This is a genomic window from Arthrobacter sp. NicSoilB4, from assembly GCF_019977335.1.
Lineage (GTDB): Bacteria > Actinomycetota > Actinomycetes > Actinomycetales > Micrococcaceae > Arthrobacter.
In genome coordinates, this window is sequence record NZ_AP024653.1 from 1,531,142 (window position 1) to 1,555,412 (window position 24,271).

The window sequence follows — 24,271 nt, forward strand, 5'->3', positions numbered from 1 at the left end:
AGCAATGACCCAGCCCGAACACGAGCACACCACGGCTCTCCGCACCGCGGAATCCCTCGGCCGGATGCATTTCATCGGCATCGGCGGCGTGGGGATGTCTGCCGTTGCCCGCATCATGGTGGCCAGGGGACTGCCGGTGAGCGGCTCCGACGCCAAGGACCTGCCGGTCATGGCAGACCTGGCCGCGGCCGGCGCCCGGATCTGTGTCGGCTACGACGCCGCCAACCTGGGCGACGCGCAGAGTGTGGTCGCCGGTTCCGCCATCCGCCCGGACAATCCCGAGCTGGCTGCGGCGCGGGCAGCCGGGCTGCCCGTGCTTCACCGCTCGGAGGCACTCGCTGCCGCGATGGCGCAGGACACGGCCGTGACGGTGGCCGGAACGCATGGCAAGTCCACCACCACCTCGATGATTGCCGTCCTCCTGCAGGGCGCGGGGCTGGACCCGTCGTTCGCCATCGGCGCGAACGTTCCGGCGCTGGGCGTCAACGCCGCCAGCGGCAGCTCGCCGGTCTTCGTCGCGGAAGCCGACGAATCCGACGGCTCCTTCCTGAACTACCGCCCGAAGATCGCCGTCGTTACGAACGTCGAACCGGACCACCTCGACTACTACGGCACCGCCGAGGCCGTGTACGCCTCCTTCGACCGCTTCACCGCGCTGCTCCCGGCCGACGGTGTGCTGGTCGCCTGCGCCGACGATCCCGGCGCCAGGGCCCTCGCCCTGCGGACCCTCGAGCGCGGCAACACGCGCGTGGTGCTCTACGGCACCGGCGATGACGCCCAGCTCGTGCTGCACGACGGCGGCCCGGGGGACGTCTCGATCACCACCCCCGCCGGCCGTTTCCCCCTCGACCTGCACGTTCCCGGGCGGCACAACGCGCTCAACGCGGCGGCGGCGTTCGCCGTCGCCCTGGAACTCGGCGTCGACCCCGCACTTGCCGCGGGTGCCCTGGCGCACTTCACAGGGGCGTCCCGGCGCTTCGAATTCAAGGGCGAGGGCCGCGGCGTCCGGGTCTATGACGACTACGCCCACCACCCCACCGAAGTGCGGGCAGCCCTGTCCGCTGCGCGGTCGGTGGCCGGCGGCCACAAACTGCACGTCCTCTTCCAGCCGCACCTGTTTTCCCGGACCCGGGAATTCGCCGAAGAGTTCGCCGCCGCGCTAAACGCCGCTGACACGGCCCTGGTCCTGGACATCTATCCTGCCCGCGAAGACCCGATTCCGGGCGTGAGCAGCCAGCTTATCGCCGTCCACCTTGACGCCGGCGGCCGGCTTGTCGGGCCGGGCGCCGAGGCTGTGCAGTCCATCGTGGCCGCCGCCGCGCCGGGAGACATCGTGCTCACGGTCGGAGCCGGCGACGTCACGGCCTACGGGCCGCTGATCGTTGCGGCCCTGAACGACGGTGTTCCCGGTGCCTAGCACCCGCCGTCCCAGCTATAAGGCAGGCGGGCGCCGCTCCCCGTCGCCGCGCGGGGAGCCGGCGTCGCCCGATGTCATCTCGGCATCCAAGGACAGCACAGACAGCACCTCCAGCACAGCCAGCACCGCAGGCGGCGCCGGGGCCGCCCCGGCTGCCCTGGTGGCCCGGGACAATGTGCTGTCCTTTCCGGAACCCAAGGCCAAGCGCCGCAAACGCATCCTGCTGGGCACGATCGGTGCCGTGGCAGTCCTCGTCGCGGGGATCATCGCAGCGGCCGTCTACTCGCCGGCCCTGGCGCTGCAGACGGTAACCGTGGAGGGCACCAAACTGCTGACCGCGGACCAGATCCAGGCCGCCCTTGAACCGTTGCACGGCAAGCCGCTGCCGCAGATCAGCGACGGCGACGTTACGGCCCTCCTGCAGCCGCTGGTCCAGGTCAAGGGCGTCAGCACGCAGGCCCGCCCGCCGTCGACGCTGCAGGTCAAGGTGACCGAACGCGTGCCGGTGGCTCTCGTCAAGCAGGGTGAAGCGCACCAGCTCGTCGACGCCGACGGCGTGACGCTCAGCAACTCAGCCGACCCGGCCTCGACGCTGCTTCCGGTCATCGACGGCGGCGGCGGCACGTTGCCCAAGGACCTGTTCCATGCCATCACGGGTGTACTGGGGGCACTGCCCGCCGACGTGCTGGCGCGGCTCTCCAACGCCTCGGCGAAGTCCGTGGATGCCGTCGAACTCAAGCTCGTCGACGGCCAGACCATCGTCTGGGGCAACGCGGGGGAGAAGGAGCTCAAGGCAAAGGTCCTCGAGGCCCTGCTGAAGGCACCCGCTGACCCGAAGAACCCGGTCCGGATCTACGATGTGAGTGTCCCGCGGCACCCGGTCACCCGATAGCTGCCAGCCACTTGTGCCGCGAACTGCAGGGACGCCGGCAACACACTGAGCAACACAGGCACGGGGACGGCATCAAATGAGGCTATTTCGGCGGTATTACCGCGACACGCGGCGCCGGTTATTGAATGTCATCACGCAAGGAAATAGCGTCACTGCATGAGTTACTTGACATAACTATAACCTTCAAGTCGAAGGTTAAGGTTGAAAGCTTCAAGCCCGACTCCATCAGTTTTCGCAATAGAACACGAACAAGGGACACGTAACGTGGCAGCTCCGCAGAATTACTTGGCCGTCATCAAGGTCGTCGGCATCGGCGGCGGTGGCGTGAACGCAGTCAACCGCATGATCGAGGTCGGTCTTCGCGGCGTCGAATTCATCGCGGTCAACACCGATGCGCAGGCATTGTTGATGAGCGATGCAGACGTCAAGCTCGACATCGGGCGTGAGCTGACGCGCGGCCTGGGAGCTGGAGCAAACCCTGAGGTTGGCAGGCAGGCTGCCGAGGACCACGCCGAGGAAATCGAAGAGGTCATCCGTGGCGCTGACATGGTCTTCGTGACCGCCGGCGAAGGCGGCGGCACCGGCACCGGCGGCGCGCCCGTCGTCGCCCGCATCGCCCGCTCGCTCGGCGCGCTGACCATCGGCGTCGTCACCCGACCTTTCACCTTCGAGGGCCGCCGCCGCGCCGGCTCCGCCGAGGCCGGCATCGACGCCCTCCGCGACGAAGTCGACACGCTCATCGTCATCCCGAACGACCGACTGTTGTCCATCAGCGACCGGAACGTCTCTGTCCTGGACGCGTTCCGTTCCGCCGACCAGGTCCTGCTCTCCGGTGTCCAGGGCATCACCGACCTGATCACCACCCCCGGCCTGATCAACCTTGACTTCGCCGACGTCAAGTCCGTGATGCAGGGCGCAGGCTCGGCGCTCATGGGCATTGGCTCGGCACGCGGCGAAGACCGCGCCGTCAAGGCCGCGGAACTCGCCATCGCCTCCCCGTTGCTGGAAGCATCGATCGACGGCGCCCACGGCGTCCTGCTGTCCATCCAGGGCGGCTCGGACCTCGGCCTCTTCGAAATCAACGAGGCTGCCCGACTGGTCCAGGAGGTGGCCCACCCCGAGGCCAACATCATCTTCGGTGCGGTCATTGACGACGCGCTCGGCGACGAGGCACGCGTCACGGTCATCGCTGCCGGTTTCGACGACGTCAAAGCCACCTCGCCGTCTATGGACCAGTCCCTTCCGCAGTCGGCACCGCAGCGCCCTGCCACGCCGGCGGCAGCCCCGGTCCAGGCTCCGTCCTCGGCCCAGGTCCAGCCCCTGCACGCCACTGTCGGAGCTTCCGGCTACGGCGGCTGGGGCCAGCAGCGCCCGTCCGCAGTCCCGGCCGACTCCGGCTTCGACGTCGACCTGCCCTCCGTTGTGGAGCCGGACCTCTCCGGCCGCCACTCGGACGACCTGGATGTCCCGGACTTCCTCAAGTAACTCCTGAAGCACCATGGCACTGCCGGATGGCAGTGCCATGGTGCTTTCTCGTAGGATCGAAGTTCTGGAAACAAGTTTGGCAACGATGTGGGGTTTTGAGTGTTCTCGTGGCGGGCGGAAGTCATGCCCGGCGTCTGGGTGGCCTTCACCGACGCCGAGGCAGGAAACCTGGCGCTCCATGTCGGCGACGATCCGCTGGAGGTCCGGCGCCGGCGGGCCGGCATCGAAGCGGCGCTGGGACTCGGCAGCCGGCCCTTCCGGTACATGAACCAGGTCCACGGCAACGAGGTCGCCGGCATCGGCGCCGCGGCCGCCCCCGTCCGCGGTGTTGACGCCCCGGCCGGTGGCGTCCCGACCGCTGACGCCATGGTCTCCCTGGGAGAGCCCCTCGCCGTGATGGTGGCCGACTGCGTGCCCGTCGTCCTGGTCGGGGACAGGGCTGAGGGCGAACCCCCGGTCCTCGCCGTCGTCCATGCCGGGCGCCCCGGCGTCGCGTCCGGCGTCGTCCCCGCGGCCGTGGCGCGTATGCGCGGACTCGGCACGGCCGGGCTCAGCGCCTGGATCGGCCCGTCCGTTTGCGGAGGGTGCTACGAGGTCCCGGGGGACATGCGCGACGACGTGGCCGCCCGAGTGCCCGCCGCCTGGTGCACCACCACCCGCGGCACGCCGGGGCTGGACCTGCCGGCCGCCGTCCGCAGCCAGCTGCAGGAAGCGGGCGTCAGCGTCGAATACTCAGGCAACTGCACGCTGGAAGACGAAAACCTGTTCTCGTACCGCCGCGACCGGAACACCGGCCGCTTCGCCGGGCTCGTATGGACGGATACCGGGACGGCGCAGCGGTGAACGGGCACGTGAACAACCCGTTGACCGGGCCGCCCGACCCCCGGCTGGAACAGCTCCGCGGGCGGCTCGCCGCCGTGCAGGAACGGATCGACAACGCCGTTGCCGCGGCCGGGCCTGCGGCGCGGCCGCCGCGGCTGATCGTGGTCACCAAATTCCACCCCGCCGAGGATGTCCGGCGACTCGCAGCACTCGGCGTCACCGACGTCGGGGAGAACCGGGACCAGGAGGCCGCCCAGAAGGCGGCGCAGCTCCAGGACCTCGGCCTGAGCTGGCACTTCATTGGCCAGCTCCAAAGCAAGAAGGCCAAGTCCGTGGTGAAGTACGCCGCTTCCGTGCACGCCGTAGACCGGGAGGCCCTGGTGTCCGCACTGGCCAAAGCCATGGCAGCCGAAAGCGATCGCACCGGGCGGGCGCCGCTGGACTGCTTCATCCAGGTCAGCCTCGACGACGACGCCGGCGCCCACCGCGGCGGCGCGGCCCCCGCCGAGGTCCCTGCACTGGCCGAACAGCTGGCCGGTGCTGCCGGCCTGAGGCTCGCCGGCGTCATGGCCGTGGCCCCGCTCGGAGCGGATCCGGCGGCCGCCTTCGAGAAGCTGGCAGGCATTTCCGGGCGGCTGACCGAACAATTTCCCCATGCCACGGGCATTTCCGCGGGCATGAGCCAGGACCTGGAACAGGCCGTCCGGTTCGGGGCGACACACCTTCGCGTTGGCTCCGATATTCTCGGTCCGCGTCCGGCGTTGCGGTAGGTTCAACGTATTGGAAGGTAATGGCGGGGATTCCAAGGCTGTTAAGTCGTTGATCGGCCCGCTTACGGACACGATTAGGAGTCGACCATGGCCGGCGCTCTGCGCAAGACAATGATCTATCTTGGGCTCGCCGATGGCGACGAACATTACGAGTCCGAGCACCAAACATCGCACAAGGATGAGGACGATTCCATGGAGCATGACCGCGAGGAACGCCGCGCCCCGGCGCCCGTCCGCGAGGCCCCCAGGGAAGAGCCCTACGCCGCTGAAGAGGAATATCGCGCACCTGTGACACCCATCAAGCGAGCGGCATCGAGCCGCGAAGAGCCCACCGGACTCCGCCAGATCACCACGATCCACCCGCGGTCCTACAACGATGCCAAACTCATTGGTGAAAGCTTCCGTGACGGCATCCCCGTCATCATGAACGTCACGGACATGGGGGAGGCGGACGCCAAGCGCCTCGTCGACTTCTCTGCCGGGCTGGTCTTCGGACTGCGCGGCAGCATTGAGCGCGTGACGAACAAGGTCTTCCTGCTGTCGCCGTCGTATGTTGAAGTCATTGGCGATGACAAGAAGGTCAGCGAGACGCAGGCGACCTTCTTCAACCAGAGCTAGTCCGGGATTTTTCGAAGGATGCCAGGCAGGGACGCCCTGTCTGGCATCCTTGCTGAATTATCCGTGTTGCAATAGAGGCGTAACTATCCCGAGGACACTGCGGTATCCGGAATGAACATGGAGATATGAGTTAGCTCATGGGAATTGTTTTCGGACTTGTCTATATCGCCCTGCTGCTGTTCTTTGTTGCCCTCATCGTCCGGCTTGTCTTCGACTGGGTGCAGATGTTCGCACGGGGCTGGCGGCCGCGCGGCGTGGCGCTCGTCACCGCCCATGCTGTGTATTCGGTCACAGACAAGCCCGTCAAACTGCTCCGGCGGCTCATTCCGCCGCTGCGGCTGGGCGGGATCTCCCTGGACCTGGGCTTCCTGCTCCTGTTCGTGGCGGTCACGATCGCCATGGCAGTAGCCAAGTTCCTGGTGTTCTCCCAGCCAATCGCGGCGTAGCCGGGCGGCGGACACGGTCCGCGGCCGAAACAGTTAAAAACTCCGGTTTGACACTGCGGTGTTGAATTAGAGTAACCAGACCATATTTAGGTACCGTAGTTTTGACGGCCGGAAGGCCTACTGACTAACTAGACCAACGAGGTGACCAGATGGCTTTGACGCCAGAAGACGTTGTCAACAAGCGCTTTCAGCCGACCAAGTTCCGCGAAGGCTACGACCAGGATGAAGTTGATGACTTCCTGGACGAGATCGTCGTCGAACTGCGACGCCTGAACCAGGAGAACGACGAGCTTCGCAAGAAGCTCGCCGAATCCGGCGCCGGCACGCCTGCCAGCTCCACCGCCGCGGCTCCTGTCGTGGAAAAGGTCCCGGCGCCCGTCAAGGCCGAGAAGGAAGACCGCGCCAAGGCAGAAGCAGAGGCCAAGGCCGCTGAAGTTGCCAAGGCTGCCGAGCTTGCCAAGAAGAAGGAAGCCGAGCAGGCAGCTGCCCCGGCCCGCGGCGGCGCTACCCCGGCAGCCGAGTCCGCCGCCGGACTGCTCGCCATGGCGCAGCAGATGCACGACAAGCACGTCGCCGACGGCGAGCAGCAGCGCGACAAGATCATCGCGGAAGCGCAGATCGAAGCCAGCAGCCTTGTCAACGACGCCCAGGAGAAGTCCCGCAAGATCCTCGGCGCCCTCGAACAGCAGCGCTCCGTGCTGGAACGCAAGGTCGAGCAGCTCCGCGGCTTCGAACGCGACTACCGTTCACGCCTGAAGGCCTACATCGAGGGCCAGCTGCGTGACCTGGATGCCCGCGGCTCCGTGGCAGCCCCTGAGGTCGAAGCCAACAGCTAGGGCATTAAGCAAGTATTCTGAAAGCCGGTGGCTGAGGATTCCTCGGCCGCCGGCTTTCGGCATTAACCGCAGGTTCCGCCGGCGGACGTGCCCCCGCACCCAGCTCCCAGTCCCCGCACTGGCCCGTGAACGAAAGCCCTATGACAGACGCACCCTCACCTGACGCCGTGCAGCCCGCTGAGCCCGACCTGGCAGGTCCGCTCAAGCCGAGGCCGCGGCGGGCCCTGCTGCTCTCCGTGTTCTTTGGCCTGGCCGTATTCGCCTACGTGTTCGACCAGCTGACCAAGCTGTGGGTCACCGCCAACATGACCGAGGGGGAGAGGATCCCGGTGCTGCCGCCGCTGCTGCACTGGTACTACATCCGCAACTCCGGTGCCGCCTTCTCGATCGGCGAGAACGTCACGTGGGTGTTCACCATCATCATGACCGCCGTCTCGATCGCCATCCTGCTGCAGCTGCGGAAGCTCGGATCGGTCTGGTGGGCTCTGGCGCTTGGGCTGCTGCTGGGAGGCGCCCTTGGCAACCTCACGGACCGGCTGTTCCGCGAACCGTCCTTCGCGATGGGTCATGTGGTGGACTTCATCCAGCTCCCCAACTTTGCGATCTTCAACATCGCCGACTCGGCCGTGGTGTCCTCAGTGGTGATCATCTGCCTGCTCACGCTGCGCGGGATCACCCTGGACGGCTCCCACCCTACAAAGGACACAGTGAAGCATGACTCCTAAGGACAGGGTGCCTGGCCACACGGCGCCGGAAGACCTGACCCCGGAAGATCTGACCCCGGCCGGGACGCTGCCGGAGGACCTCCTGCCGGAGGACGTCCTGGACGACCTCGGGGACGACGGCGACGCCGGGGACGGGACGGCCGCGTCGCCGGCGTCGTCCTACCGCTTTGTGGTGCCGGATGAACTTGCGGGCACCCGGGTGGATGCCGGGCTGGCCAAACTCATGGACATTTCCCGCTCACAAGCCGCCGTACTGATTGCCGAGGGCAATGTCAGCAGCAAGGACAAAGCGGTCGGAAAATCGCTCAAGCTCGCCCCCGGTGCCGTGCTCGACGTCGTCGTCCCGGCACGCCGGGACCCCCTGGAAGTTGTGGAGGAAGTAGTGGAAGGCCTGAAAATCCTGCTGGACGATGACGAGTTCGTTGTCATCGACAAACCGGTCGGTGTGGCCGCGCATCCCTCGCCCGGCTGGGTGGGGCCCACCGTTGTTGGTGGACTGGCCGGCCTCGGCTACCGCATCTCCACCTCCGGTTCGCCGGAGCGCGCGGGCATCGTCCACCGGCTCGACGTCGGGACCTCCGGTGTGATGGTGGTCGCCAAGACGGAGGAGGCGTACACGGCGCTCAAGCGCGCCTTCAAGGAACGCACCGTAGACAAGGTCTACCACGCCGTCGTCCAGGGACTTCCGGACCCGCTGGCCGGCACCATTGACGCGCCGATCGGCCGCCACCCGGGCCACGACTGGCGCTTCGCCGTGATCGAGGACGGCCGGGATTCCATCACGCACTACGAGGTCCTGGAGGCGTTCGGGAAGGCGTCGCTCGTGGAAGTCCACCTCGAAACCGGCCGCACGCACCAGATCCGCGTCCACTTCTCTGCCCTGCGCCACCCCTGCGCCGGCGACCTGACCTATGGTGCGGACCCGCGGCTCGCCGCGACGCTGGGGCTCACCCGGCAGTGGCTGCACGCCCGGCAGCTGTCCTTCGCCCACCCCCGGACGGGGGAGCAGGTCACCGTCACCAGCGAGTACCCGCAGGACCTGCGGTACGCGCTCGAAGTCCTGGAGTCAGGACGGGCCTGAGCGGCTCCCTGGTCCGGTTGCCCATTCGGGGCGTTGCGCAGCCGGGCCCGGCCGTGCCGTGCCGCAACGTCCGTGCGCGGCACTAGAATGATTCGGTGACTTCCAGCAACAACTCGTTCGTTCATCTCCACAACCACACCGAATACTCGATGTTGGACGGTGCCGCCCGGCTCGGGGAGCTGTTCGACGAAACCGAACGGCTGGGCATGCCCGCCCTGGCCACCACGGACCACGGCTACCTTTTCGGCGCCTTTGATTTCTGGAAGCGGGCCACGGACCAGGGCATCAAGCCCATCATCGGCGTCGAAGCCTACGTCACGCCCGGCACGGCGCGCGGGGACAAGACCCGCGTCCGCTGGGGCGAGGAAAACCAGCGCAAGGATGACATCTCCGGCGGCGGCTCCTACACCCACATGACGCTGCTCAGCTACAACAATGTGGGCATGCGGAACCTCTTCCGGGCTTCCTCGATCGCCTCGCTGGATTCGGTCTTCGGCAAGTGGCCCCGGCTGGACCGGGAACTGCTGAACACCTACTCCGAAGGCTTGATTGCCACCACTGGCTGCCCGTCGGGAGAGGTGCAGACGCGGCTCCGGCTCGGCCAGTACCGGGAGGCGGTAGAGGCGGCCGCCGAGTTCCGCGACATCTTCGGCGCCGAAAACTACTTCTGCGAACTCATGGACCACGGCCTGGACATTGAGCGGCGCGTCACCGGTGACCTGCTGCGGCTGGCCAAGGAACTGAACCTGCCGCTGGTGGCCACCAACGACCTGCACTACACGCATGAGCACGACGCGAAGGCGCATGAGGCCCTGCTGGCCATCCAGTCCGGTTCCACCCTGCTGGAACCGACATACGACAACGGCGGATCGCGGTTCGCCTTCTCGGGCAGTGGCTACTACCTCAAGTCCCCGCAGGAAATGCGGGAGCTGTTCCGCGACCACCCGGACGCCTGCGACAACACGCTGCTGATCGCCGAGCGCTGCGAAGTCTCGTTCAACACCGGCGCCAACTACATGCCCCGCTTCCCCTGCCCGGAAGGGGAGGACGAAACGTCCTGGCTGGTCAAGGAAGTCGACAAGGGCCTCCGTTACCGCTATCCGAAGGGCATCCCGGACAAGGTCCGCACGCAGGCCGACTACGAACTCGGCGTCATCAACTCCATGGGGTTCCCCGGCTACTTCCTGGTGGTGGCGGACTTTATCAACTGGGCCAAGAACAACGGCATCCGGGTGGGTCCCGGACGTGGCTCGGGCGCCGGGTCCATGGTGGCCTACGCCATGCGCATCACCGACCTCGATCCGCTGCACCACGGCCTGATCTTCGAGCGGTTCCTGAACCCGGACCGCGTCTCCATGCCCGACTTCGACGTCGACTTCGATGACCGGCGCCGCTCCGAGGTAATCGACTACGTCACGCGCAAGTACGGCGACGAGCGTGTCGCGATGATCGTCACCTACGGCACCATCAAGACCAAGCAGGCCCTCAAAGACTCCTCGCGCGTGCTGGGCTACCCGTTCAGCATGGGCGAGACGCTCACCAAGGCGCTGCCGCCGGCCGTGATGGCCAAGGACATCCCGCTGGCGGATATCCAGAACAAGGACTCCAAGCGCTACAGCGAGGCCGCTGACTTCCGGCAACTGATCGCCACCGACCCTGAAGCCGCCAAGGTGTTCGAAACGGCGCTCGGCATCGAGGGCCTGAAGCGGCAATGGGGCGTGCACGCCGCCGGTGTCATCATGTCCTCGGACCCCATCATCGACGTCATCCCGATCATGCGCCGCTTCCAGGACGGCCAGGTCATCACCCAGTTCGACTACCCGACGTCCGAGGGCCTCGGCCTGATCAAGATGGACTTCCTCGGCCTGCGGAACCTCACGATCATTTCCGACGCCCTCGAGAACATCAAGATGAACCGGGGCGTGGACCTGGACCTGGAGTCCCTGGAGCTCGACGACGCGGCGTCCTACGAGCTGCTGGCCCGCGGCGACACCCTGGGCGTGTTCCAGCTCGACGGCGGGCCCATGCGCTCCCTGCTCAAGCTGATGAAGCCTGACAACTTCGAAGACATCTCTGCCGTGCTGGCGCTGTACCGGCCCGGCCCCATGGGCGCCAACGCCCACACCGACTACGCGCTGCGCAAGAACAAGATCCAGGAAGTCATTCCGATCCACCCGGAACTCGAGGAACCGCTCGCCGAAATCCTGGGCGGCACCTATGGCCTGATCGTCTACCAGGAGCAGGTCATGGCCGTGGCGCAGAAGCTCGCCGGCTACACCCTGGGCCAGGCCGACATCCTGCGCCGCGCCATGGGCAAAAAGAAGAAGTCCGAACTGGACAAGCAATTCGCCGGATTCTCCCAGGGCATGCAGGACAACGGCTACTCGATGGCCGCGGTCAAGACCCTCTGGGACATCCTGCTGCCCTTCTCCGACTACGCATTCAACAAGGCGCACTCGGCCGCCTACGGCGTAATCTCCTACTGGACCGCCTACCTCAAAGCCCACTATGCGCCGGAGTACATGGCGGCCCTGCTGACTTCGGTCGGCGACGACAAGGACAAGTCGGCCATCTACCTCAACGAATGCCGGCGCATGGGCATCACGGTGCTGCCGCCGGACGTCAATGAATCCGCGCTGAACTTCACCCCGGTCGGCAACGACATCCGCTTTGGCATGGGCGCCATCCGCAACGTCGGCGTGAACGCCGTCGAGGCCATGGTGGTCGCGCGCGAAAAGGAAGGCGCCTACACGTCCTTCAAGGACTACCTCATGAAGGTGCCCGCGGTGGTCTGCAACAAGCGCACCATCGAGTCCCTGATCAAGGCCGGTGCCTTCGACTCCCTGAACCACCACCGGCGCGCCCTGGCGATGATCCACGAAGAAGCCATTGACTCCGTCATTACGCTCAAGCGCAACGAGGCGATTGGCCAGTTCGACCTCTTTGCCGGTTTCGATGAGGCCGAATCCGAGGCGTCCCTGAGCATAGAGATCCCCGACCTTCCCGAATGGGAGAAGAAGGACAAGCTCTCCTTCGAGCGGGACATGCTCGGCCTCTATGTCTCGGACCACCCGCTGCAGGGGCTGGAGGGGCTGCTGAGCCAGCACGCCGACCAGTCCATCACCTCGCTCATCGCAGAGGACGGCCCGCACGACGGCGCCATCGTCACCATCGCCGGCATGATCACCTCACTCAGCCGGCGGATCGCGAAGGCGAGCGGCAACGCCTACGCCCGCGCGGAGATCGAGGACCTCGGCGGTTCCGTCGAGGTCATGTTCTTCGGCCAGGTCTACGGCCCCATCGCGTCCGTGCTGGCCGAGGACCTGATTGTGGTGGTCAAGGGGCGGCTGCAGCGCCGCGATGACGGCGCCGTCGCCCTCAACTGCATGGAACTCTCCGTCCCGGACCTCAGCGAGGGACTCAACGGGCCCCTGGTGATCACCATGGCGACGCACAAGGCGACCGAGGCCGTCGTGACCGAGCTCGGGGACGTGCTGCGGACCCACCGCGGCAAGTCCGAGGTCCGGCTGCACCTGCAGGGCGACTCGAGGGTGGAGGTCATGGGCCTGCCTGTGCATCTGCGGGTCAACCCCAGCCCGTCCCTGTTCGGGGACCTGAAGGTTCTCCTCGGCCCCACGTGCCTGGACAACTGATCCGCAAGAGGCAGCGCGTCAGCCGAGGTGGCAGTTGATGCCCTTGCCGCTCAAGGACACGGGCATCAACTGTTGCCTCGAAACGGCCGCTCAGATCTCGTAATCGAGCGGCGCGGGCTGGCCGTAAGCGCCGGAGTGGTAGAGCAGCGGCGCGCCGTCCGCGCCCACTTCACCCTCCACGACCTCGACCACCACCACGGCGTTGTTTTCGAAAGACAGCCGCATCTGGACCTTGCCGATCAGCCAGCCGGCAACGCCATTGAGGATCGGCACGTCGTGGGGACCCAGTGCCCAGTGGTCGCCCTCGAAGCGGTTGCTGGTGCGCGCAAAGCGGTCGGCAAGATCCTGGTTCTCCAGTCCCAGCATGTGGACCCCGATGTAGGTCGTGTTGGCCACCGCCGGCCAGGAGCTGGAGGTCCGGGCCATGTTGAAGGTAAACCGGGGCGGCTTTGCCGAGAGGGAGGCCACGGACGTGGCCGTGAAGCCGAAGGGGACGCCGTTGTAGTTGGCGGTGATGATGGCCACGCCGGCGGCGTGCCGGCGGAACATTTCCCGGAAAGTTCCCTCGAAGGCTTGGTCCTCTGTGGCCACTGCTATCCAACTCCCTGCTGTACGTGTGTGGTGTTCCTACCCTGCCAGCGTATTCCGCCTGGTGTGGGCCGCGGAACTGGGGTACCCACGGCGTCATGTGGGCCGTCGTCCGGGGACGCGCGGTGTTATGTGCCCGGCAGGCGTAAAGGTTGTTAAGGTTTGTTGCATGACACAGCCCGCAGTGCACGGCCGGTTCCCGCAGGACGCTCCACACCAAACCCCGCAGCAAACACCGCTCGACGCCGCCCGGACTCCGGCGCCGGGTGCGGCCGGCAGCGCCGTCACGTGGCGGAAGGCGGCCATCATTGCCGCCGCGGGCATCCCGGTGGGACTGCTGTGGTGGCTCCTTGCCCCCTCGGGGCTGAACCTGCTGTCCGGCAATCCGGAGTTGCGGAGCGGCGGCAACACCGAGGGTTGGCTGCCGCGGGACCTGGTCCTGGCGGGACTGTTCCTGCTCGCCGGCTGCATTTCAGGCGCAGTGGCCTCCGGCACCAAGCACTCCGGGCCGTCGGGGCGGGACGTTCTCTTGGCGGTGGGTGCCGGGGCCGTGGGTGCCCTCGCGGCCTGGGGGACCGGCGTGCTGTGCGGCCTGTGGTGGGCGGCGCCGGAGGACACCTCGGCCAATGCCAGTATCGCCTTCTCCCTGCGGTCGTTCGCCGTCCTGGCGATCTGGCCGGCAGCCGCCGCGCTGACCCTCTTCCTGAACACCGTCTTCGCAACACCGGCGCCCGGGGCCCGGCACGGGGCGGCGGAACAACCCTCAACGCAAAGCCCGGAGTAACGGGGACGGGACCCGCCCGGCCGGTGCGTAAAATGAACGGGTGACCCCTTCAGCTGACAGCACCGTACCCTCCGATACCGTGCCCTCCGATACCGTGCCCTCCGTTTCCGCGCGGCGGGGCAACGGCGATCTCGACTTCCGCACCGTCGATCTCCGTGGCCAGCGGCTTACCCTCGCCGGCCTCCGCGCCGCCGTGCCCCGGGCGCAGGCCGGCACCATGGCTGATGCTGAGCACAAAGTCCTGGACATCATCGACGCCGTCCGAAACCGCGGCTTCGAAGCACTCAGCGAGCTGGCCCGGACCTTCGACGGCGTCGAGCAGGTCCACCCGAGGGTCCCCGCCGAAGCGCTGGCCGGCGCGCTTGCCGGGCTCGATCCCGCCGTGCGGGCGGCACTGGAAGAGTCCATCCGGCGTGCCCGGGTCTTTGCCGACGCCCAGCGCCCGGCGGACACCGACGTCGAACTCGGCGAAGGCGCGGTGGTCAGCCAGAACTGGGTCCCCGTGGCGCGGGTGGGCCTCTACGTCCCCGGCGGCCTGGCGGTCTACCCGTCCTCCGTGATCATGAACGTCGTCCCGGCCCTTGCCGCCGGCGTCGAATCCATCGCCCTGGCCTCTCCTCCGCAGAAGGACTTCGGCGGCCTTCCGCACCCCACGATCCTTGCCGCGGCGTGCCTGCTCGGGATCGACGAGGTCTACGCGATTGGCGGCGCCCAGGCCATCGCGGCCTTCGCCTACGGCATCCCCGCCGAGGGGGACAATGCCGGGCTGGACCCGGTCGACGTCGTCACCGGCCCGGGCAACGTCTTCGTTGCCACGGCAAAACGCCTGGTCAAGGGCGTCGTGGGCATCGACTCCGAGGCTGGCACCACCGAGATTGCGATCCTGGCGGACGACACCGCGCAGCCGGGACTGGTCGCCGCGGACCTGATCAGCCAGGCCGAGCACGACCCCAAGGCGGCGTCCGTGCTGATCACGGACTCGGAGGCACTCGCCGCCTCTGTTCGCGTGGAACTGGCCCGCCAGGCGTCAGCGACCAAGCACGGCCTCCGGGTCCGCGAGGCGCTCTCAGGTCCGCAGTCCGGCGTCGTGATGGTCGACGACCTCGAACAGGGCATCGCGGCGTGCAACGCCTACGCGGCCGAACACCTGGAAATCATGACGGCGGACGCGGCTGCCGTCGCGGGCCGGATCCGCAGTGCCGGAGCAATCTTCGTGGGGGACTACAGCCCCGTCAGCCTCGGCGACTATTGCGCCGGCTCCAACCACGTGCTGCCGACCAGCGGCACGGCGGCGTTCTCCTCGGGGCTGAACGTGACCACTTTCCTGCGCGCCATCCAGGTGGTCAACTACACCCGTGCCGCCCTGGCGGAAGTCAGCGCTCACATCGTCAGCCTGTCGGGGGCGGAGGACCTGCCGGCCCACGGCGAGGCGGTCACAGCCCGGTTCGCTGCGGGCGCCTAACCACAACATGTAGTAATTACAGGCTTGTTATTCAGCTATATCTAGTCGTAAACTGAAGATACGTTCCGTCAGGGATTGCCAGCTTGCGACAGGGGAGGAAACGACGTGTATTGCCCGTTCTGCCGTAACCCTGATTCCCGCGTGGTGGACAGCAGGATCGCCGACGACGGCTCAGCGATCAGGCGCCGCCGGCAGTGCCCCGAATGCGGACGCCGCTTCACGACTGTCGAAACCACCAGCCTCACAGTGATCAAGCGGTCCGGCGTCGGCGAGCCCTTCAGCCGCAGCAAGGTCATCAACGGCGTCCGCAAGGCCTGCCAGGGCCGTCCGGTCACCGAAGACGACCTGGCCCTGCTCGCGCAGGAAGTCGAGGAAGCCATCCGGGCCTCCGGCGCCGCGGAAATCGACGCGCACGAAGTCGGCCTGGCCATCCTCAACCCGCTGCAGAAACTCGACGAGGTCGCCTACCTGCGCTTCGCGAGCGTCTACCAGGCCTTCGAGTCACTCGAAGACTTCGAATCCGCCATCTCCCTGCTCCGCCACGAGGCCGAGACCAAGGGGCGCGAAGGCACCAGCCAGCAGAAGAGCCCGCTCTAGTTCTGCCCACAGACTCCGGTGGTGGCAGCGGAGGGGAAGCCGCAGCCACCACCGGCACCAATCTCCTTGTCCGCTCCGCGGTGACAGGACCACGCCGCCTCGACAGTAGAGTCAGCGGCCGCCGGAGACCGGCAGCACGGCCCCGGTGATGTAGCCGGCCTCGCCGGAGAGCAGCCAGAGCACCGCAGCGGCTACTTCATCCGGTTCGGCGCCCCGGCCCATGGGAATCGTGGGATTGAGCCGCTCCACCCGGTCCGGCATCCCTGCGGCCGCATGCAATCCCGTGTTGGTGCTGCCCGGAGCCACACAATTCACCCGAATGCCCTGCGCGGCGACCTCGGCCGCGAGCCCCGCCGTCAGCACATCGACCGCACCCTTGGACGCCGCATAGTGCACCCAGGTTCCCGGCGAGCCTGCCTTAGTGGCGGTCGAGGAGATGTTGATGATTGAGCCGCCACGGCCGCCCCGCTCCGTGCTGAGCCGTCTTACGGCCTCCTGGCAGACATAGACGACGCCGGCGACGTTGACGTCGAGCACGCGCCGGATGGTCGCGGCAGGGACGTCCGTGAGGGGGCCGATCAGGTTGCCGGTGATGCCGGCGTTGTTCACGACGGCGGCAAGGGTCCCCAGTGCCGCAGCCGCATCGAACAGCCGCGTGACGGCCGCCGGGTCGCTGACGTCGGCCCGGACGGCCACCGCAACGCCGCCGGCGGCGGTTATGCCTTCCACCGTGGAGTCGGCGCCGGCGGCGTCGGCGGAATAGTTCACCACCACGGCATACCCGGCGCGGGCGGCACGTTGTGCCACCGCCGCGCCGATGCCCCGGCTGGCGCCCGTGACGATGACAACCCCGGGCGCCGGTTCTGTCATGGTGCTACTTGGCCAGTTTGTGCTTCAGTGCGATCTCCAGCGCGGCGCCGACGATGCCGGCGTCGTTCTTCAGCTCCGCCGGGACAATCGGCGTGCGCAGCTGAAGCCGCGGCAGGTATTCGTCGGCGCGCTTGGAGATGCCGCCGCCGACGATGAACAGTTCGGGGGAGAAGAGGAATTCCACGTGGGAGAAGTACCGCTGCAGCAGCACGCTGTACTCTTCCCAGCTGAGGCCGTCCCGCTCGCGGGCTACGGCCGAAGCCTTGGATTCGGCGTCGAACCCGTCAATCTCCAGGTGGCCGAGCTCTGCGTTCGGGACGAGCTTGCCGTCGAAGATGAAAGCGGATCCGATCCCGGTGCCGAGCGTGATGACCAGCACGGTCCCCTTCACGAACTCGCCGGCGCCGAAGCGTGCCTCCGCGAGGCCGGCGGCGTCGGCGTCGTTGATGACCTCCACGGGACGGCCCAACCGCGCGGTCAGCATGGCATCGATGTCCATCTCCAGCCACGATTTGTCCACATTGGCGGCGGAGTGGACCACGCCATGCTGGATGATGCCGGGGAAGGTGACGCCCACGGGCGAATCGGGGGCCGGCGCGTCGGGCCGGGCGGACAGCGTGGCCACAACCTGGGCCACGACCTCGGCCACGGATTCCGGCGTGGAGGGCTGCGGGGTGGGAATGCGCAGGCGGTCACCGATCAGCTTGCCCTTTTTCAGGTCCACGATCCCGCCCTTGATCCCGGTGCCGCCGATGTCAATGCCGATCAGCGGGGCGTTCTTCTTCGACTTCTCGTCCTTCTTGGCCAATGTGGTTCCGTTCGTGGCAGGGGGCGGGGCTGGGAGTGTGCGGCCCAGGGCCGACGGGCGAAGACCGGGATCTTCTGGTGGAGCGGTACTCAGGGGAGGGTCAGGACTTCGGCGCCTGACTCCGTGACAAGCAGGGTGTGCTCGAACTGCGCGGTGCGTTTGTGGTCACGGGTGACGACGGTCCAGTCGTCGGACCACATGTCCCAGTCCACGGTGCCGAGCGTCAGCATGGGCTCGATCGTGAAGACCATGCCGGCCTCGATGACCGTGTTGTAGGCGGGGGCGGCGTCGTAGTGGGGGATGATCAGGCCGGTATGGAACGCCTCGCCGACGCCGTGCCCGGTGAAGTCGCGGACGACGCCGTAGCCGAAGCGCTTGGCGTAGGACTCGATGGTGCGGCCGATCACGTTGATTTCGCGTCCCGGTGCCACGGCCCGGATGGCGCGGTTCAGGGATTCCTGGGTGCGCTCGACGAGCAGCCGGGATTCCTCATCGACGTCGCCGACCAGGAAAGTGTAGTTGGTGTCGCCGTGCACGCCGCCAATGAAAGCCGTGATGTCGATGTTGAGGATGTCGCCGTCCTGGACCACGGTGGTGTCCGGAATGCCGTGGCAGATGACTTCGTTCAATGACGAGCACAGGGACTTCGGGAAACCCCGGTAGCCGAGGGTGGAAGGGTATGCCTTGTGGTCGAGCAGGAATTCATGGCCCACACGGTCCAGCTGGTCCGTGGTGACGCCGGGCTCGATGTGCTTGCCGACCTCAACGATGGCCTGGGCGGCAATCCTCGAAGCCGTGCGGATCTTCTCGATGGTCTCAGCCGTCTTGACCTCGGAGCCGGTGAACTTGGCCGGCCCGGGTTTGCCCACATATTCGGGGCGCGGGATCGACGCCGGAACGGGGAGCTGCGGGCTGACTGTTCCCGGGACCAGGGTGCCGATGGGTGCAGTCGAGGCTAGAGAAGGCATAGATTGATCATATAAGGCGATGCCGGAGGCAGATAAACAAACGCCAAGAATCATCAGCGCAAGGAGCATCGATGCCGGAGTACTGGTACAACGTCAACACGCACGAGGTGGAAGAGGACGCCATGTCCGACTGGAGCCAGCTGATTGGCCCCTACAAGACGCGGGAAGAAGCCGAACACGCCCTGGAGAAGGTCAAGGCACGCAACGAATCCTGGGAAAAGGGCGACGAAGACGACTAGCGCCGGCAGATGAGCGGGCTGATCCTGGTCAACGGTCTTCCGGGGTCCGGCAAGACGACCCTTGCCCGGGAGCTGGCCGCCGCGCTGGAACTGCCGCTGTTCTCCAAGGACGCCTACAAGGAGTGCTTGTGGGACAGCGCCCGGCCGCCGGGCGCGGCGGAATCGACAGCGCTGGGGCGCCGTGCGCTGGAGCTGATGTGGGCCGGGATCGCCGCCGCAAAAGGGCCGGCCGTCGTCGAATCCTTCTGGTTCGCGCCCCGGGACCTGGAATTCCTGCGCTCCGATCTCCGGGGCGCAGGCAGGACGGTGGCGGCGGAAGTCTGGTGCGCGCTGGATCCGGCCGCTGCGAGGCAGCGCTGCCGGAACCGTGACCGTCATCCCGTGCACCACGCCGCGCATGACGACGACGACGTCTGGTCCCGGTGGGTCCAGGAGGCCGGTCCGCTGGGGCTGGGACCGGTGCTGGAAGTTAGCACCGAACGCCCTGTCGACGTGCCGCCGGTTCGCCGGGAGCTGGATGAGCTGCTGGTGCACGGGGACTGAATTTCTCACCCGGCGCGGATGAGGGCCGGCCGTTGGCGCCCGGCCATACTGGGGAAATGCCGACGAGCGTCACCCGCACCCGCGGCGTCCGAATCACCGATCTGGCCAGGCTGGCCGCCGCCTGGGCTGCCTCGACCGTGGCCCTCATCGTCACAGGCGCGCTGGTGCCGGGGTTTTCCGCCACGAGCTGGTGGGCCTACGCCGCCGTGGCAGCGGCGGCCGGCATCGTCGGACTGGTCCTCCGGCCCCTGCTGGTGGAAATCTCGGCGAGGGTGGGCTGGCTGGCCGTGCTGCTGGCCGCCCTGCTGGGGCAGGCCCTGATCATGTATGTCGCCATCCGCCTGGTGCCCGGCATTGAATCGACGCCGTGGACCGCCTTTGCCGCGACCTGGGTCAGTGCCGCCGTGGGCACCCTCATATCGTGGACCACCACGGCCGGAACCGACGACGGCCTCATCACCTCGCTGGCCGGCAGGACACGCCGGCCGCAACCGGTGACCGATCCGGAGGTCGACGGCGTCCTGTTCGTCCAGCTCGATGGTGTCCCCTTCCCGGTCCTGCAGTGGGCGGTCCAGTCCGGGGGAGTGCCCCACATCCGGCGCTGGCTCGCCTCGGGGGACTACACGCTCCGCGAATGGACGCCCCAGCTGCCGTGCACCACCCCGGCCAGCCAGATGGGCATCCTGCACGGAACCGTTGACGGGATCCCCGCCTTCCGCTGGTACGACCGTGAGCTCAACAGGGTCCTCGTGGCGAACCGCCCGGCAGACGCCCGGGTGATCGAGGGAAAGCACAGCACCGGCCGCGGCCTGCTGTGCGACGACGGCGTCTCCATTTCGAACCTGTTCACCGGTGACGCGGCCCGGTCCCTGCTGACGATGAGCAGGGTGGAGGTCCGGCACGGCTCCACCCAGACCCGACGTGCGTTCGCCTGGTTCTTCACATCGCCGAACGGGTTCATGCGCAGCTTCACCCGGACCGTCGGGGAGATCCTCAAGGAGCGCTGGCAGGCCCGGCGGCAGGTCAAGCGTGACCTCGACCCGCGCGTGCACCGGGACTGGACCTTCGCCCTGCTGCGGGCCGTCACCAACGGTCTCCTTCGCGACCTGAACACCGCCCTCGTGGCGGAGGAGCTGCACCGTGGCACGAAGAGCATCTACGTCGACTACGTCGACTACGACGAGATCGCCCACCACGCAGGCATGTTCCGGCCCGAGTCGCTCGCCTCCCTGGACGGCCTGGACCGCACGCTCGGGTCCCTTGCCCAGCTCGCCGGGTCCGCTGCCCGCCGCTACCGGCTGGTGGTGCTCTCCGACCACGGCCAGTCCCAGGGCACGCCGTTCGCCGACCGGTATGGCCAGGCGCTCGGCGGCCTGTGTGCGGAACTCATGCAGGAAACGGTGCAGAACGTGGACGCGTCCGTCGAAGGGCTGGGGCGCGCGGACTCCATCGCCGGTGACATCGCGACCGGAGGGATGACCGGGAAGCTCGCCGTCCGTGCCAACAAGGGACTCGCCAAGGCGCAGGAGACGCCGGCGCCAGAGGACGCCGCCGCGGACCCGGTTGTGGTGCTGGGCTCCGGCAACCTGGGCCTGGTCTACGTCCGGGGTGACCGGCGGTGGACGCTCCAGGCCCTCGAGAAGGAGTGGCCGGCCCTGGTGCCCGGCCTGGCCGGACACCCCGGCGTCGGCTTCGTCGCCGGCATCGATGAGGACGGCCGGGCGTGGGCGATCGGCAGCAGCGGGCGCCGCAACATCGCGACCGGCGACGTGGAGGGCACCGATCCGCTGGCGGCCTACGGATCCCACGCCGCGCGGGTGCTGCTGCGTGCCCTCCGGCAGCCCGAGGCACCGGATCTCTACGTCAACAGCACGGTCGATCCGGTGACCAACGACGTCGCGGCGTTCGAAGGCCTGGTCGGATCCCACGGGGGCCTCGGCGGCTGGCAGGACCGTGCGGTGCTGCTGGGCCCGGCGGATCTTATGGCGGGGCTGCCGGAGCGGATCGAGGGCGCCGATGAGCTCCACCGGGTGCTCGTCGCGATGCTCGAGTCCTGCGGCCAGCGCGCCACGGAGCGGCATGCCCCGCCCGGAGGAGTGCCCGCGGATTGACGCCGGGGCGGGACCTCGGGCGAGGCGTTGAGCTCACGACGGGGCGACCCAGAACTGGCCCGGGGCAAGGACGACCGCCGTGCAGCCGGGCGCCTGCTCCGCCACGGCCTCGGCAAACCGGCGCCCGGGCTGCTCCAGCCAGCTCCGGGCAAAGTGTGCGAGGAAGGGAGGGTGCAGGGTTCCCCAGTGCACCGGTATGGCGAACCGGGCACCGCTCAGCACGGCAGCCCGGGCGGCGGTCACGGGGGACAGATGGCCGGCCGAGAGCCTCGGTCCCCACCCCCAGACCGGCACCAGGGCAACGTCGATGGGGCCGCCCGCCATCGCCGGCATCGCGGCCATCTCCGGAAACAGCCCCGTGTCGCCGGCGATCCACACGGTTCCCGAAGGACCCCGCACCAGGTGGCCGTGGGCGGCGTTTGGACGGTGGGGCATGGGGCGGTGGCGGTGCTCGGCCGGCACCTGGCGCACCTGGACCTGAGCGCCTGTCGGGTTGTCGATCGTGGTCCAGCCGTCCCCGAGGGGGACACTGTCCGGCAGCCGTCGTCGTCGTCGTCGTAACCAGGCGACGTTTTCCGGGGCGCTCATCAGGGTTGCGTCGCGCAGCATGCGGAGGGAGCTCAGCTCGGCGTGGTCGTGGTGCAGGTGTGAGAGGAGCACAACGTCGGGGCGGCTCCACGAGGAAGGGTCCGGCCGGGGTGCCAGACGCCGCAGCAGCCCGGCGTGGGGCCGCAGCAGCGGGTCGGTCAGGAATCGGACCCCGTCCAGGTCCAGCACCACGGAGGAGTGGCCAAGCCAGGTGACTTTCATGGAAGCACGACGGAAGGCGCAGCCCCTTGGCAGGTCAGATCAGGCCATGGCCTTCGCCTTAAGGGAATCAAACTCCGCCTGGCTGATGGCTCCGGAATCGAGCAGCGCCTTGGCATCGGAGATCTGGCTGGCCGGGCTGGCCGACTTTCCGGCCACCTGCTGGATGTACTCCTGCTGGGCGGCCTGTTGTTCGGCAATTGCCTTCATCTGCCGCTCGGTCATGCTGCGGCCCCGGGCGATCAGGTAGATGAGGGCGCCGAGCCAGGGAACGAAGATCAGCAGTATCGACCAGCCGGCCTTTCCCCAGCCGCTGAGCGTGCTGTCGCCGAACAAGTCGAACAGGCAACGGAACCACACCATCAGGGCTGCAATCCAGATGAAGAACCAGAAACTCCACAGCAGGACGTCCCAGAAGTCAGTCGAAATTGAGTCCATGGCTACTCCTCCACTAGTGTCCGCGGTGTCCGGCCCATCGCTTCGGGCGCGAATGAGGCCGTAATGGCGGAACATCTGCCGGGGCCCACTGCGGGCCCTTAATGGCCAGACTGCCCGTCCTGGCAGGACTCCGCATCGCCCGTGAAGGATGAGGTGACCCCGAGAAGCCGCTGTGCCGGCTGGGAGGTCAGCCCGCGAATCGGCTAGAAAGAATGCTCGGGGCCGGGGAACTGGCCGGAGCGCACGTCCTCGCCGTACGCCTTCGCGGCATCGCTGAGTGAAGTGCGCAGGTCAGCGTACTGCCGGACGAACTTCGCCATCCGGCCCCCGCGCAGGCCCGCCATGTCCTGCCACACCAGCACCTGGCCCGTGGTGGCGTTGCCGGCGCCGATGCCGACGGTGGGGACGTCGACGGCGGCGTCCACGGCTGCCGCCGTCTTCGCCGGAACCATTTCCATCAGCACGCAGAACGCGCCGGCATCGGCCAGGGCGACGGCGTCGTCGATCAGCCGCTGGGCGTCGTCGCCGCGGCCCTGGACCCGGTAGCCGCCCAGCGCGTGCTCGCTCTGCGGGGTGAATCCGATGTGCGCCATGACGGGGATCCCGGCCTGGACCATGGCCCGGACGGTCTCCGCATAGAATTTGCCGCCCTCGATCTTGACCGCGTGGGCGAGCCCTTCCTTGAGGAACCGCACACCGGTGGCCACGGCCTGCTGGGCGGAGACCTCGTAGCTGCCGAAGGGCAGGTCCGCAACGACCAGGGCGCGCCTTGCCGAACGGGCGACAGCGCGGCACAGCGGGAGCAGCTCGTCCACGGTGACGGGCAGGCTGGTTTCGTTGCCGAACACATTGTTCGAGGCGGAGTCGCCCACGAGGAGGACCTCGATGCCGGCCTGGTCGAAGATTTCCGCCGTGTACTGGTCATAGGCCGTCAGCATGGCGAAGCGCTCACCGTTGAGCTTCGCCTGGTGCAGGTGGTGGGTGCGGATCTTCGCCACAGGCTTCCGCGCGGCAGCCTCCGGGGCAGTCCCTGACGCCGCGCCGGCCGGCTGGGCGGGGCCGGCGGCCGAGGGGCCGTTGCCGTAGGGTGCCGCTACTTCGGCTGCGGGCATGCTGGAATCGGGGCTTTTGCTTGTGGCCATGGCACGAGCGTAGTGCGATACCGCGCGTCCTAGCTACCGGGCCCCGGCCGCCGGGCTGGTGAATCACATCACAAGGCACGGTGGACAGCCTCCGTCGCCGCGTCCCGGGCGCAGGCTTCCGGCGGCCGGATCCCGGGACGTTATGTTAACGCTGTGTTACGTGAGTCGG

Annotated in this window: 24 protein-coding genes; 17 read left to right on the forward strand and 7 right to left on the reverse strand. The window is 67.7% G+C overall.

The features are described from left to right. Window positions 1-4 precede the first annotated feature (4 nt). The 11 genes from murC to dnaE all read left to right on the forward strand — a co-directional run bounded on the left by murC (window position 5) and on the right by dnaE (window position 12,745). Window positions 5-1,417, forward strand: coding sequence for a UDP-N-acetylmuramate--L-alanine ligase (gene murC / locus LDO13_RS06850; protein ID WP_224049257.1), 1,413 nt, complete (start codon window positions 5-7; stop codon window positions 1,415-1,417). Continuing rightward, window positions 1,410-2,309, forward strand: a complete 900-nt coding sequence (locus LDO13_RS06855; RefSeq protein WP_224049258.1) for a cell division protein FtsQ/DivIB — start codon at window positions 1,410-1,412, stop codon at window positions 2,307-2,309. The genes murC and LDO13_RS06855 overlap by 8 nt, the downstream gene beginning before the upstream one ends. 264 nt (window positions 2,310-2,573) lie before the next feature. Beyond that, window positions 2,574-3,794: a cell division protein FtsZ gene (gene ftsZ, locus LDO13_RS06860; protein ID WP_224049259.1), complete on the forward strand. Its 1,221-nt coding sequence runs from the start codon at window positions 2,574-2,576 to the stop codon at window positions 3,792-3,794. A gap of 99 nt (window positions 3,795-3,893) precedes the next feature. Then, the gene (locus LDO13_RS06865) at window positions 3,894-4,637 is read left to right on the forward strand and encodes a polyphenol oxidase family protein (protein ID WP_224049260.1); all 744 of its coding nucleotides are present in this window, start codon (window positions 3,894-3,896) and stop codon (window positions 4,635-4,637) included. A gap of 8 nt (window positions 4,638-4,645) precedes the next feature. Then, window positions 4,646-5,386 (forward strand): YggS family pyridoxal phosphate-dependent enzyme, encoded by a 741-nt coding sequence (locus LDO13_RS06870; RefSeq protein WP_224049261.1) that lies wholly within the window; start codon window positions 4,646-4,648, stop codon window positions 5,384-5,386. A gap of 87 nt (window positions 5,387-5,473) precedes the next feature. Next, the gene (gene sepF, locus LDO13_RS06875) at window positions 5,474-6,004 is read left to right on the forward strand and encodes a cell division protein SepF (protein ID WP_224049262.1); all 531 of its coding nucleotides are present in this window, start codon (window positions 5,474-5,476) and stop codon (window positions 6,002-6,004) included. 137 nt (window positions 6,005-6,141) lie between these two features. Next, window positions 6,142-6,450, forward strand: a complete 309-nt coding sequence (locus LDO13_RS06880; RefSeq protein ID WP_224049263.1) for a YggT family protein — start codon at window positions 6,142-6,144, stop codon at window positions 6,448-6,450. A 149-nt stretch (window positions 6,451-6,599) separates the two neighbouring features. Continuing rightward, window positions 6,600-7,286, forward strand: a complete 687-nt coding sequence (locus tag LDO13_RS06885) for a DivIVA domain-containing protein (RefSeq protein WP_224049264.1) — start codon at window positions 6,600-6,602, stop codon at window positions 7,284-7,286. Window positions 7,287-7,426: 140 nt separating this feature from the next. Continuing rightward, entirely contained in the window at window positions 7,427-8,011 is a 585-nt protein-coding gene (lspA, locus tag LDO13_RS06890) for a signal peptidase II (protein ID WP_224049265.1), read from the forward strand. Next, window positions 8,001-9,092 carry an RluA family pseudouridine synthase gene (locus LDO13_RS06895; protein WP_224049266.1) on the forward strand — a complete coding sequence of 364 codons (1,092 nt, stop codon included), beginning with the start codon at window positions 8,001-8,003 and terminating at the stop codon, window positions 9,090-9,092. The genes lspA and LDO13_RS06895 overlap by 11 nt, the downstream gene beginning before the upstream one ends. 95 nt (window positions 9,093-9,187) lie before the next feature. After that, entirely contained in the window at window positions 9,188-12,745 is a 3,558-nt protein-coding gene (gene dnaE / locus LDO13_RS06900; RefSeq protein ID WP_224049267.1) for a DNA polymerase III subunit alpha, read from the forward strand. Between the two features lie 90 nt (window positions 12,746-12,835). Here the strand turns inward: dnaE and LDO13_RS06905 are convergent, their stop codons facing one another. After that, window positions 12,836-13,294 carry a flavin reductase family protein gene (locus LDO13_RS06905; protein ID WP_224049709.1) on the reverse strand — a complete coding sequence of 153 codons (459 nt, stop codon included), beginning with the start codon at window positions 13,292-13,294 and terminating at the stop codon, window positions 12,836-12,838. A gap of 208 nt (window positions 13,295-13,502) precedes the next feature. Here LDO13_RS06905 and LDO13_RS06910 point away from each other — a divergent pair, with 208 nt between their 5' ends. The 3 genes from LDO13_RS06910 (at window position 13,503) to nrdR (ending at window position 16,176) form a co-directional block, all read left to right on the forward strand. Continuing rightward, window positions 13,503-14,117: a hypothetical protein gene (locus LDO13_RS06910; RefSeq protein ID WP_224049268.1), complete on the forward strand. Its 615-nt coding sequence runs from the start codon at window positions 13,503-13,505 to the stop codon at window positions 14,115-14,117. Window positions 14,118-14,211: 94 nt separating this feature from the next. Continuing rightward, window positions 14,212-15,579, forward strand: coding sequence for a histidinol dehydrogenase (hisD, locus tag LDO13_RS06915; RefSeq protein WP_224049710.1), 1,368 nt, complete (start codon window positions 14,212-14,214; stop codon window positions 15,577-15,579). Window positions 15,580-15,684: 105 nt separating this feature from the next. Next, window positions 15,685-16,176, forward strand: a complete 492-nt coding sequence (nrdR, locus tag LDO13_RS06920) for a transcriptional regulator NrdR (RefSeq protein ID WP_224049269.1) — start codon at window positions 15,685-15,687, stop codon at window positions 16,174-16,176. A gap of 111 nt (window positions 16,177-16,287) precedes the next feature. On the opposite strand, the gene LDO13_RS06925 is transcribed toward nrdR, so the two are convergent. The 3 genes from LDO13_RS06925 to map all read right to left on the reverse strand — a co-directional run bounded on the left by LDO13_RS06925 (window position 16,288) and on the right by map (window position 18,822). After that, window positions 16,288-17,046, reverse strand: coding sequence for an SDR family oxidoreductase (locus tag LDO13_RS06925; protein ID WP_224049270.1), 759 nt, complete (start codon window positions 17,044-17,046; stop codon window positions 16,288-16,290). Window positions 17,047-17,050: 4 nt separating this feature from the next. Further along, a complete protein-coding gene (locus tag LDO13_RS06930) occupies window positions 17,051-17,854 on the reverse strand; it encodes a polyphosphate--glucose phosphotransferase (protein ID WP_224049271.1) in 804 nt (267 codons plus the stop codon). A gap of 89 nt (window positions 17,855-17,943) precedes the next feature. Next, on the reverse strand, window positions 17,944-18,822 hold the full coding sequence (map, locus tag LDO13_RS06935; protein ID WP_224049272.1) for a type I methionyl aminopeptidase: 879 nt from the start codon (window positions 18,820-18,822) through the stop codon (window positions 17,944-17,946). A 71-nt stretch (window positions 18,823-18,893) separates the two neighbouring features. Between map and LDO13_RS06940 the strand changes: the two genes are divergently transcribed. From LDO13_RS06940 to LDO13_RS06950, 3 genes are read left to right on the forward strand one after another with little or no spacing between them, the layout of a single operon-like run. Continuing rightward, a complete protein-coding gene (locus LDO13_RS06940; protein WP_128081649.1) occupies window positions 18,894-19,061 on the forward strand; it encodes an SPOR domain-containing protein in 168 nt (55 codons plus the stop codon). A 9-nt stretch (window positions 19,062-19,070) separates the two neighbouring features. Continuing rightward, window positions 19,071-19,604 carry an AAA family ATPase gene (locus tag LDO13_RS06945; RefSeq protein WP_224049273.1) on the forward strand — a complete coding sequence of 178 codons (534 nt, stop codon included), beginning with the start codon at window positions 19,071-19,073 and terminating at the stop codon, window positions 19,602-19,604. A gap of 56 nt (window positions 19,605-19,660) precedes the next feature. Further along, a complete protein-coding gene (locus LDO13_RS06950) occupies window positions 19,661-21,715 on the forward strand; it encodes a phage holin family protein (protein ID WP_224049274.1) in 2,055 nt (684 codons plus the stop codon). 33 nt (window positions 21,716-21,748) lie between these two features. Here the strand turns inward: LDO13_RS06950 and LDO13_RS06955 are convergent, their stop codons facing one another. From LDO13_RS06955 to panB, 3 genes are all read right to left on the reverse strand, one after another. Next, window positions 21,749-22,525, reverse strand: a complete 777-nt coding sequence (locus tag LDO13_RS06955) for an MBL fold metallo-hydrolase (protein ID WP_224049275.1) — start codon at window positions 22,523-22,525, stop codon at window positions 21,749-21,751. A gap of 39 nt (window positions 22,526-22,564) precedes the next feature. Continuing rightward, on the reverse strand, window positions 22,565-22,960 hold the full coding sequence (locus tag LDO13_RS06960) for an SHOCT domain-containing protein (RefSeq protein ID WP_224049276.1): 396 nt from the start codon (window positions 22,958-22,960) through the stop codon (window positions 22,565-22,567). A gap of 203 nt (window positions 22,961-23,163) precedes the next feature. Continuing rightward, window positions 23,164-24,102, reverse strand: coding sequence for a 3-methyl-2-oxobutanoate hydroxymethyltransferase (gene panB, locus LDO13_RS06965; RefSeq protein WP_224049277.1), 939 nt, complete (start codon window positions 24,100-24,102; stop codon window positions 23,164-23,166). Between the last annotated feature and the right edge of the window lie 169 nt (window positions 24,103-24,271).

What these genes read in the sequence shown, in the direction of transcription:
- murC (WP_224049257.1), top strand. Translation starts at nt 5, where the DNA reads ATGACCCAGCCCGAACACGAGCACACCACGGCTCTCCGCACCGCGGAA.
- sepF (WP_224049262.1), top strand. Translation starts at nt 5,474, where the DNA reads ATGGCCGGCGCTCTGCGCAAGACAATGATCTATCTTGGGCTCGCCGAT.
- LDO13_RS06880 (WP_224049263.1), top strand. Translation starts at nt 6,142, where the DNA reads ATGGGAATTGTTTTCGGACTTGTCTATATCGCCCTGCTGCTGTTCTTT.
- LDO13_RS06885 (WP_224049264.1), top strand. Translation starts at nt 6,600, where the DNA reads ATGGCTTTGACGCCAGAAGACGTTGTCAACAAGCGCTTTCAGCCGACC.
- lspA (WP_224049265.1), top strand. Translation starts at nt 7,427, where the DNA reads ATGACAGACGCACCCTCACCTGACGCCGTGCAGCCCGCTGAGCCCGAC.
- LDO13_RS06895 (WP_224049266.1), top strand. Translation starts at nt 8,001, where the DNA reads ATGACTCCTAAGGACAGGGTGCCTGGCCACACGGCGCCGGAAGACCTG.
- LDO13_RS06905 (WP_224049709.1), bottom strand. Translation starts at nt 13,294, where the DNA reads ATGTTCCGCCGGCACGCCGCCGGCGTGGCCATCATCACCGCCAACTAC.
- LDO13_RS06910 (WP_224049268.1), top strand. Translation starts at nt 13,503, where the DNA reads ATGACACAGCCCGCAGTGCACGGCCGGTTCCCGCAGGACGCTCCACAC.
- LDO13_RS06925 (WP_224049270.1), bottom strand. Translation starts at nt 17,046, where the DNA reads ATGACAGAACCGGCGCCCGGGGTTGTCATCGTCACGGGCGCCAGCCGG.
- map (WP_224049272.1), bottom strand. Translation starts at nt 18,822, where the DNA reads ATGCCTTCTCTAGCCTCGACTGCACCCATCGGCACCCTGGTCCCGGGA.
- LDO13_RS06940 (WP_128081649.1), top strand. Translation starts at nt 18,894, where the DNA reads ATGCCGGAGTACTGGTACAACGTCAACACGCACGAGGTGGAAGAGGAC.
- LDO13_RS06945 (WP_224049273.1), top strand. Translation starts at nt 19,071, where the DNA reads ATGAGCGGGCTGATCCTGGTCAACGGTCTTCCGGGGTCCGGCAAGACG.
- LDO13_RS06950 (WP_224049274.1), top strand. Translation starts at nt 19,661, where the DNA reads ATGCCGACGAGCGTCACCCGCACCCGCGGCGTCCGAATCACCGATCTG.
- LDO13_RS06955 (WP_224049275.1), bottom strand. Translation starts at nt 22,525, where the DNA reads ATGAAAGTCACCTGGCTTGGCCACTCCTCCGTGGTGCTGGACCTGGAC.
- LDO13_RS06960 (WP_224049276.1), bottom strand. Translation starts at nt 22,960, where the DNA reads ATGGACTCAATTTCGACTGACTTCTGGGACGTCCTGCTGTGGAGTTTC.
- panB (WP_224049277.1), bottom strand. Translation starts at nt 24,102, where the DNA reads ATGGCCACAAGCAAAAGCCCCGATTCCAGCATGCCCGCAGCCGAAGTA.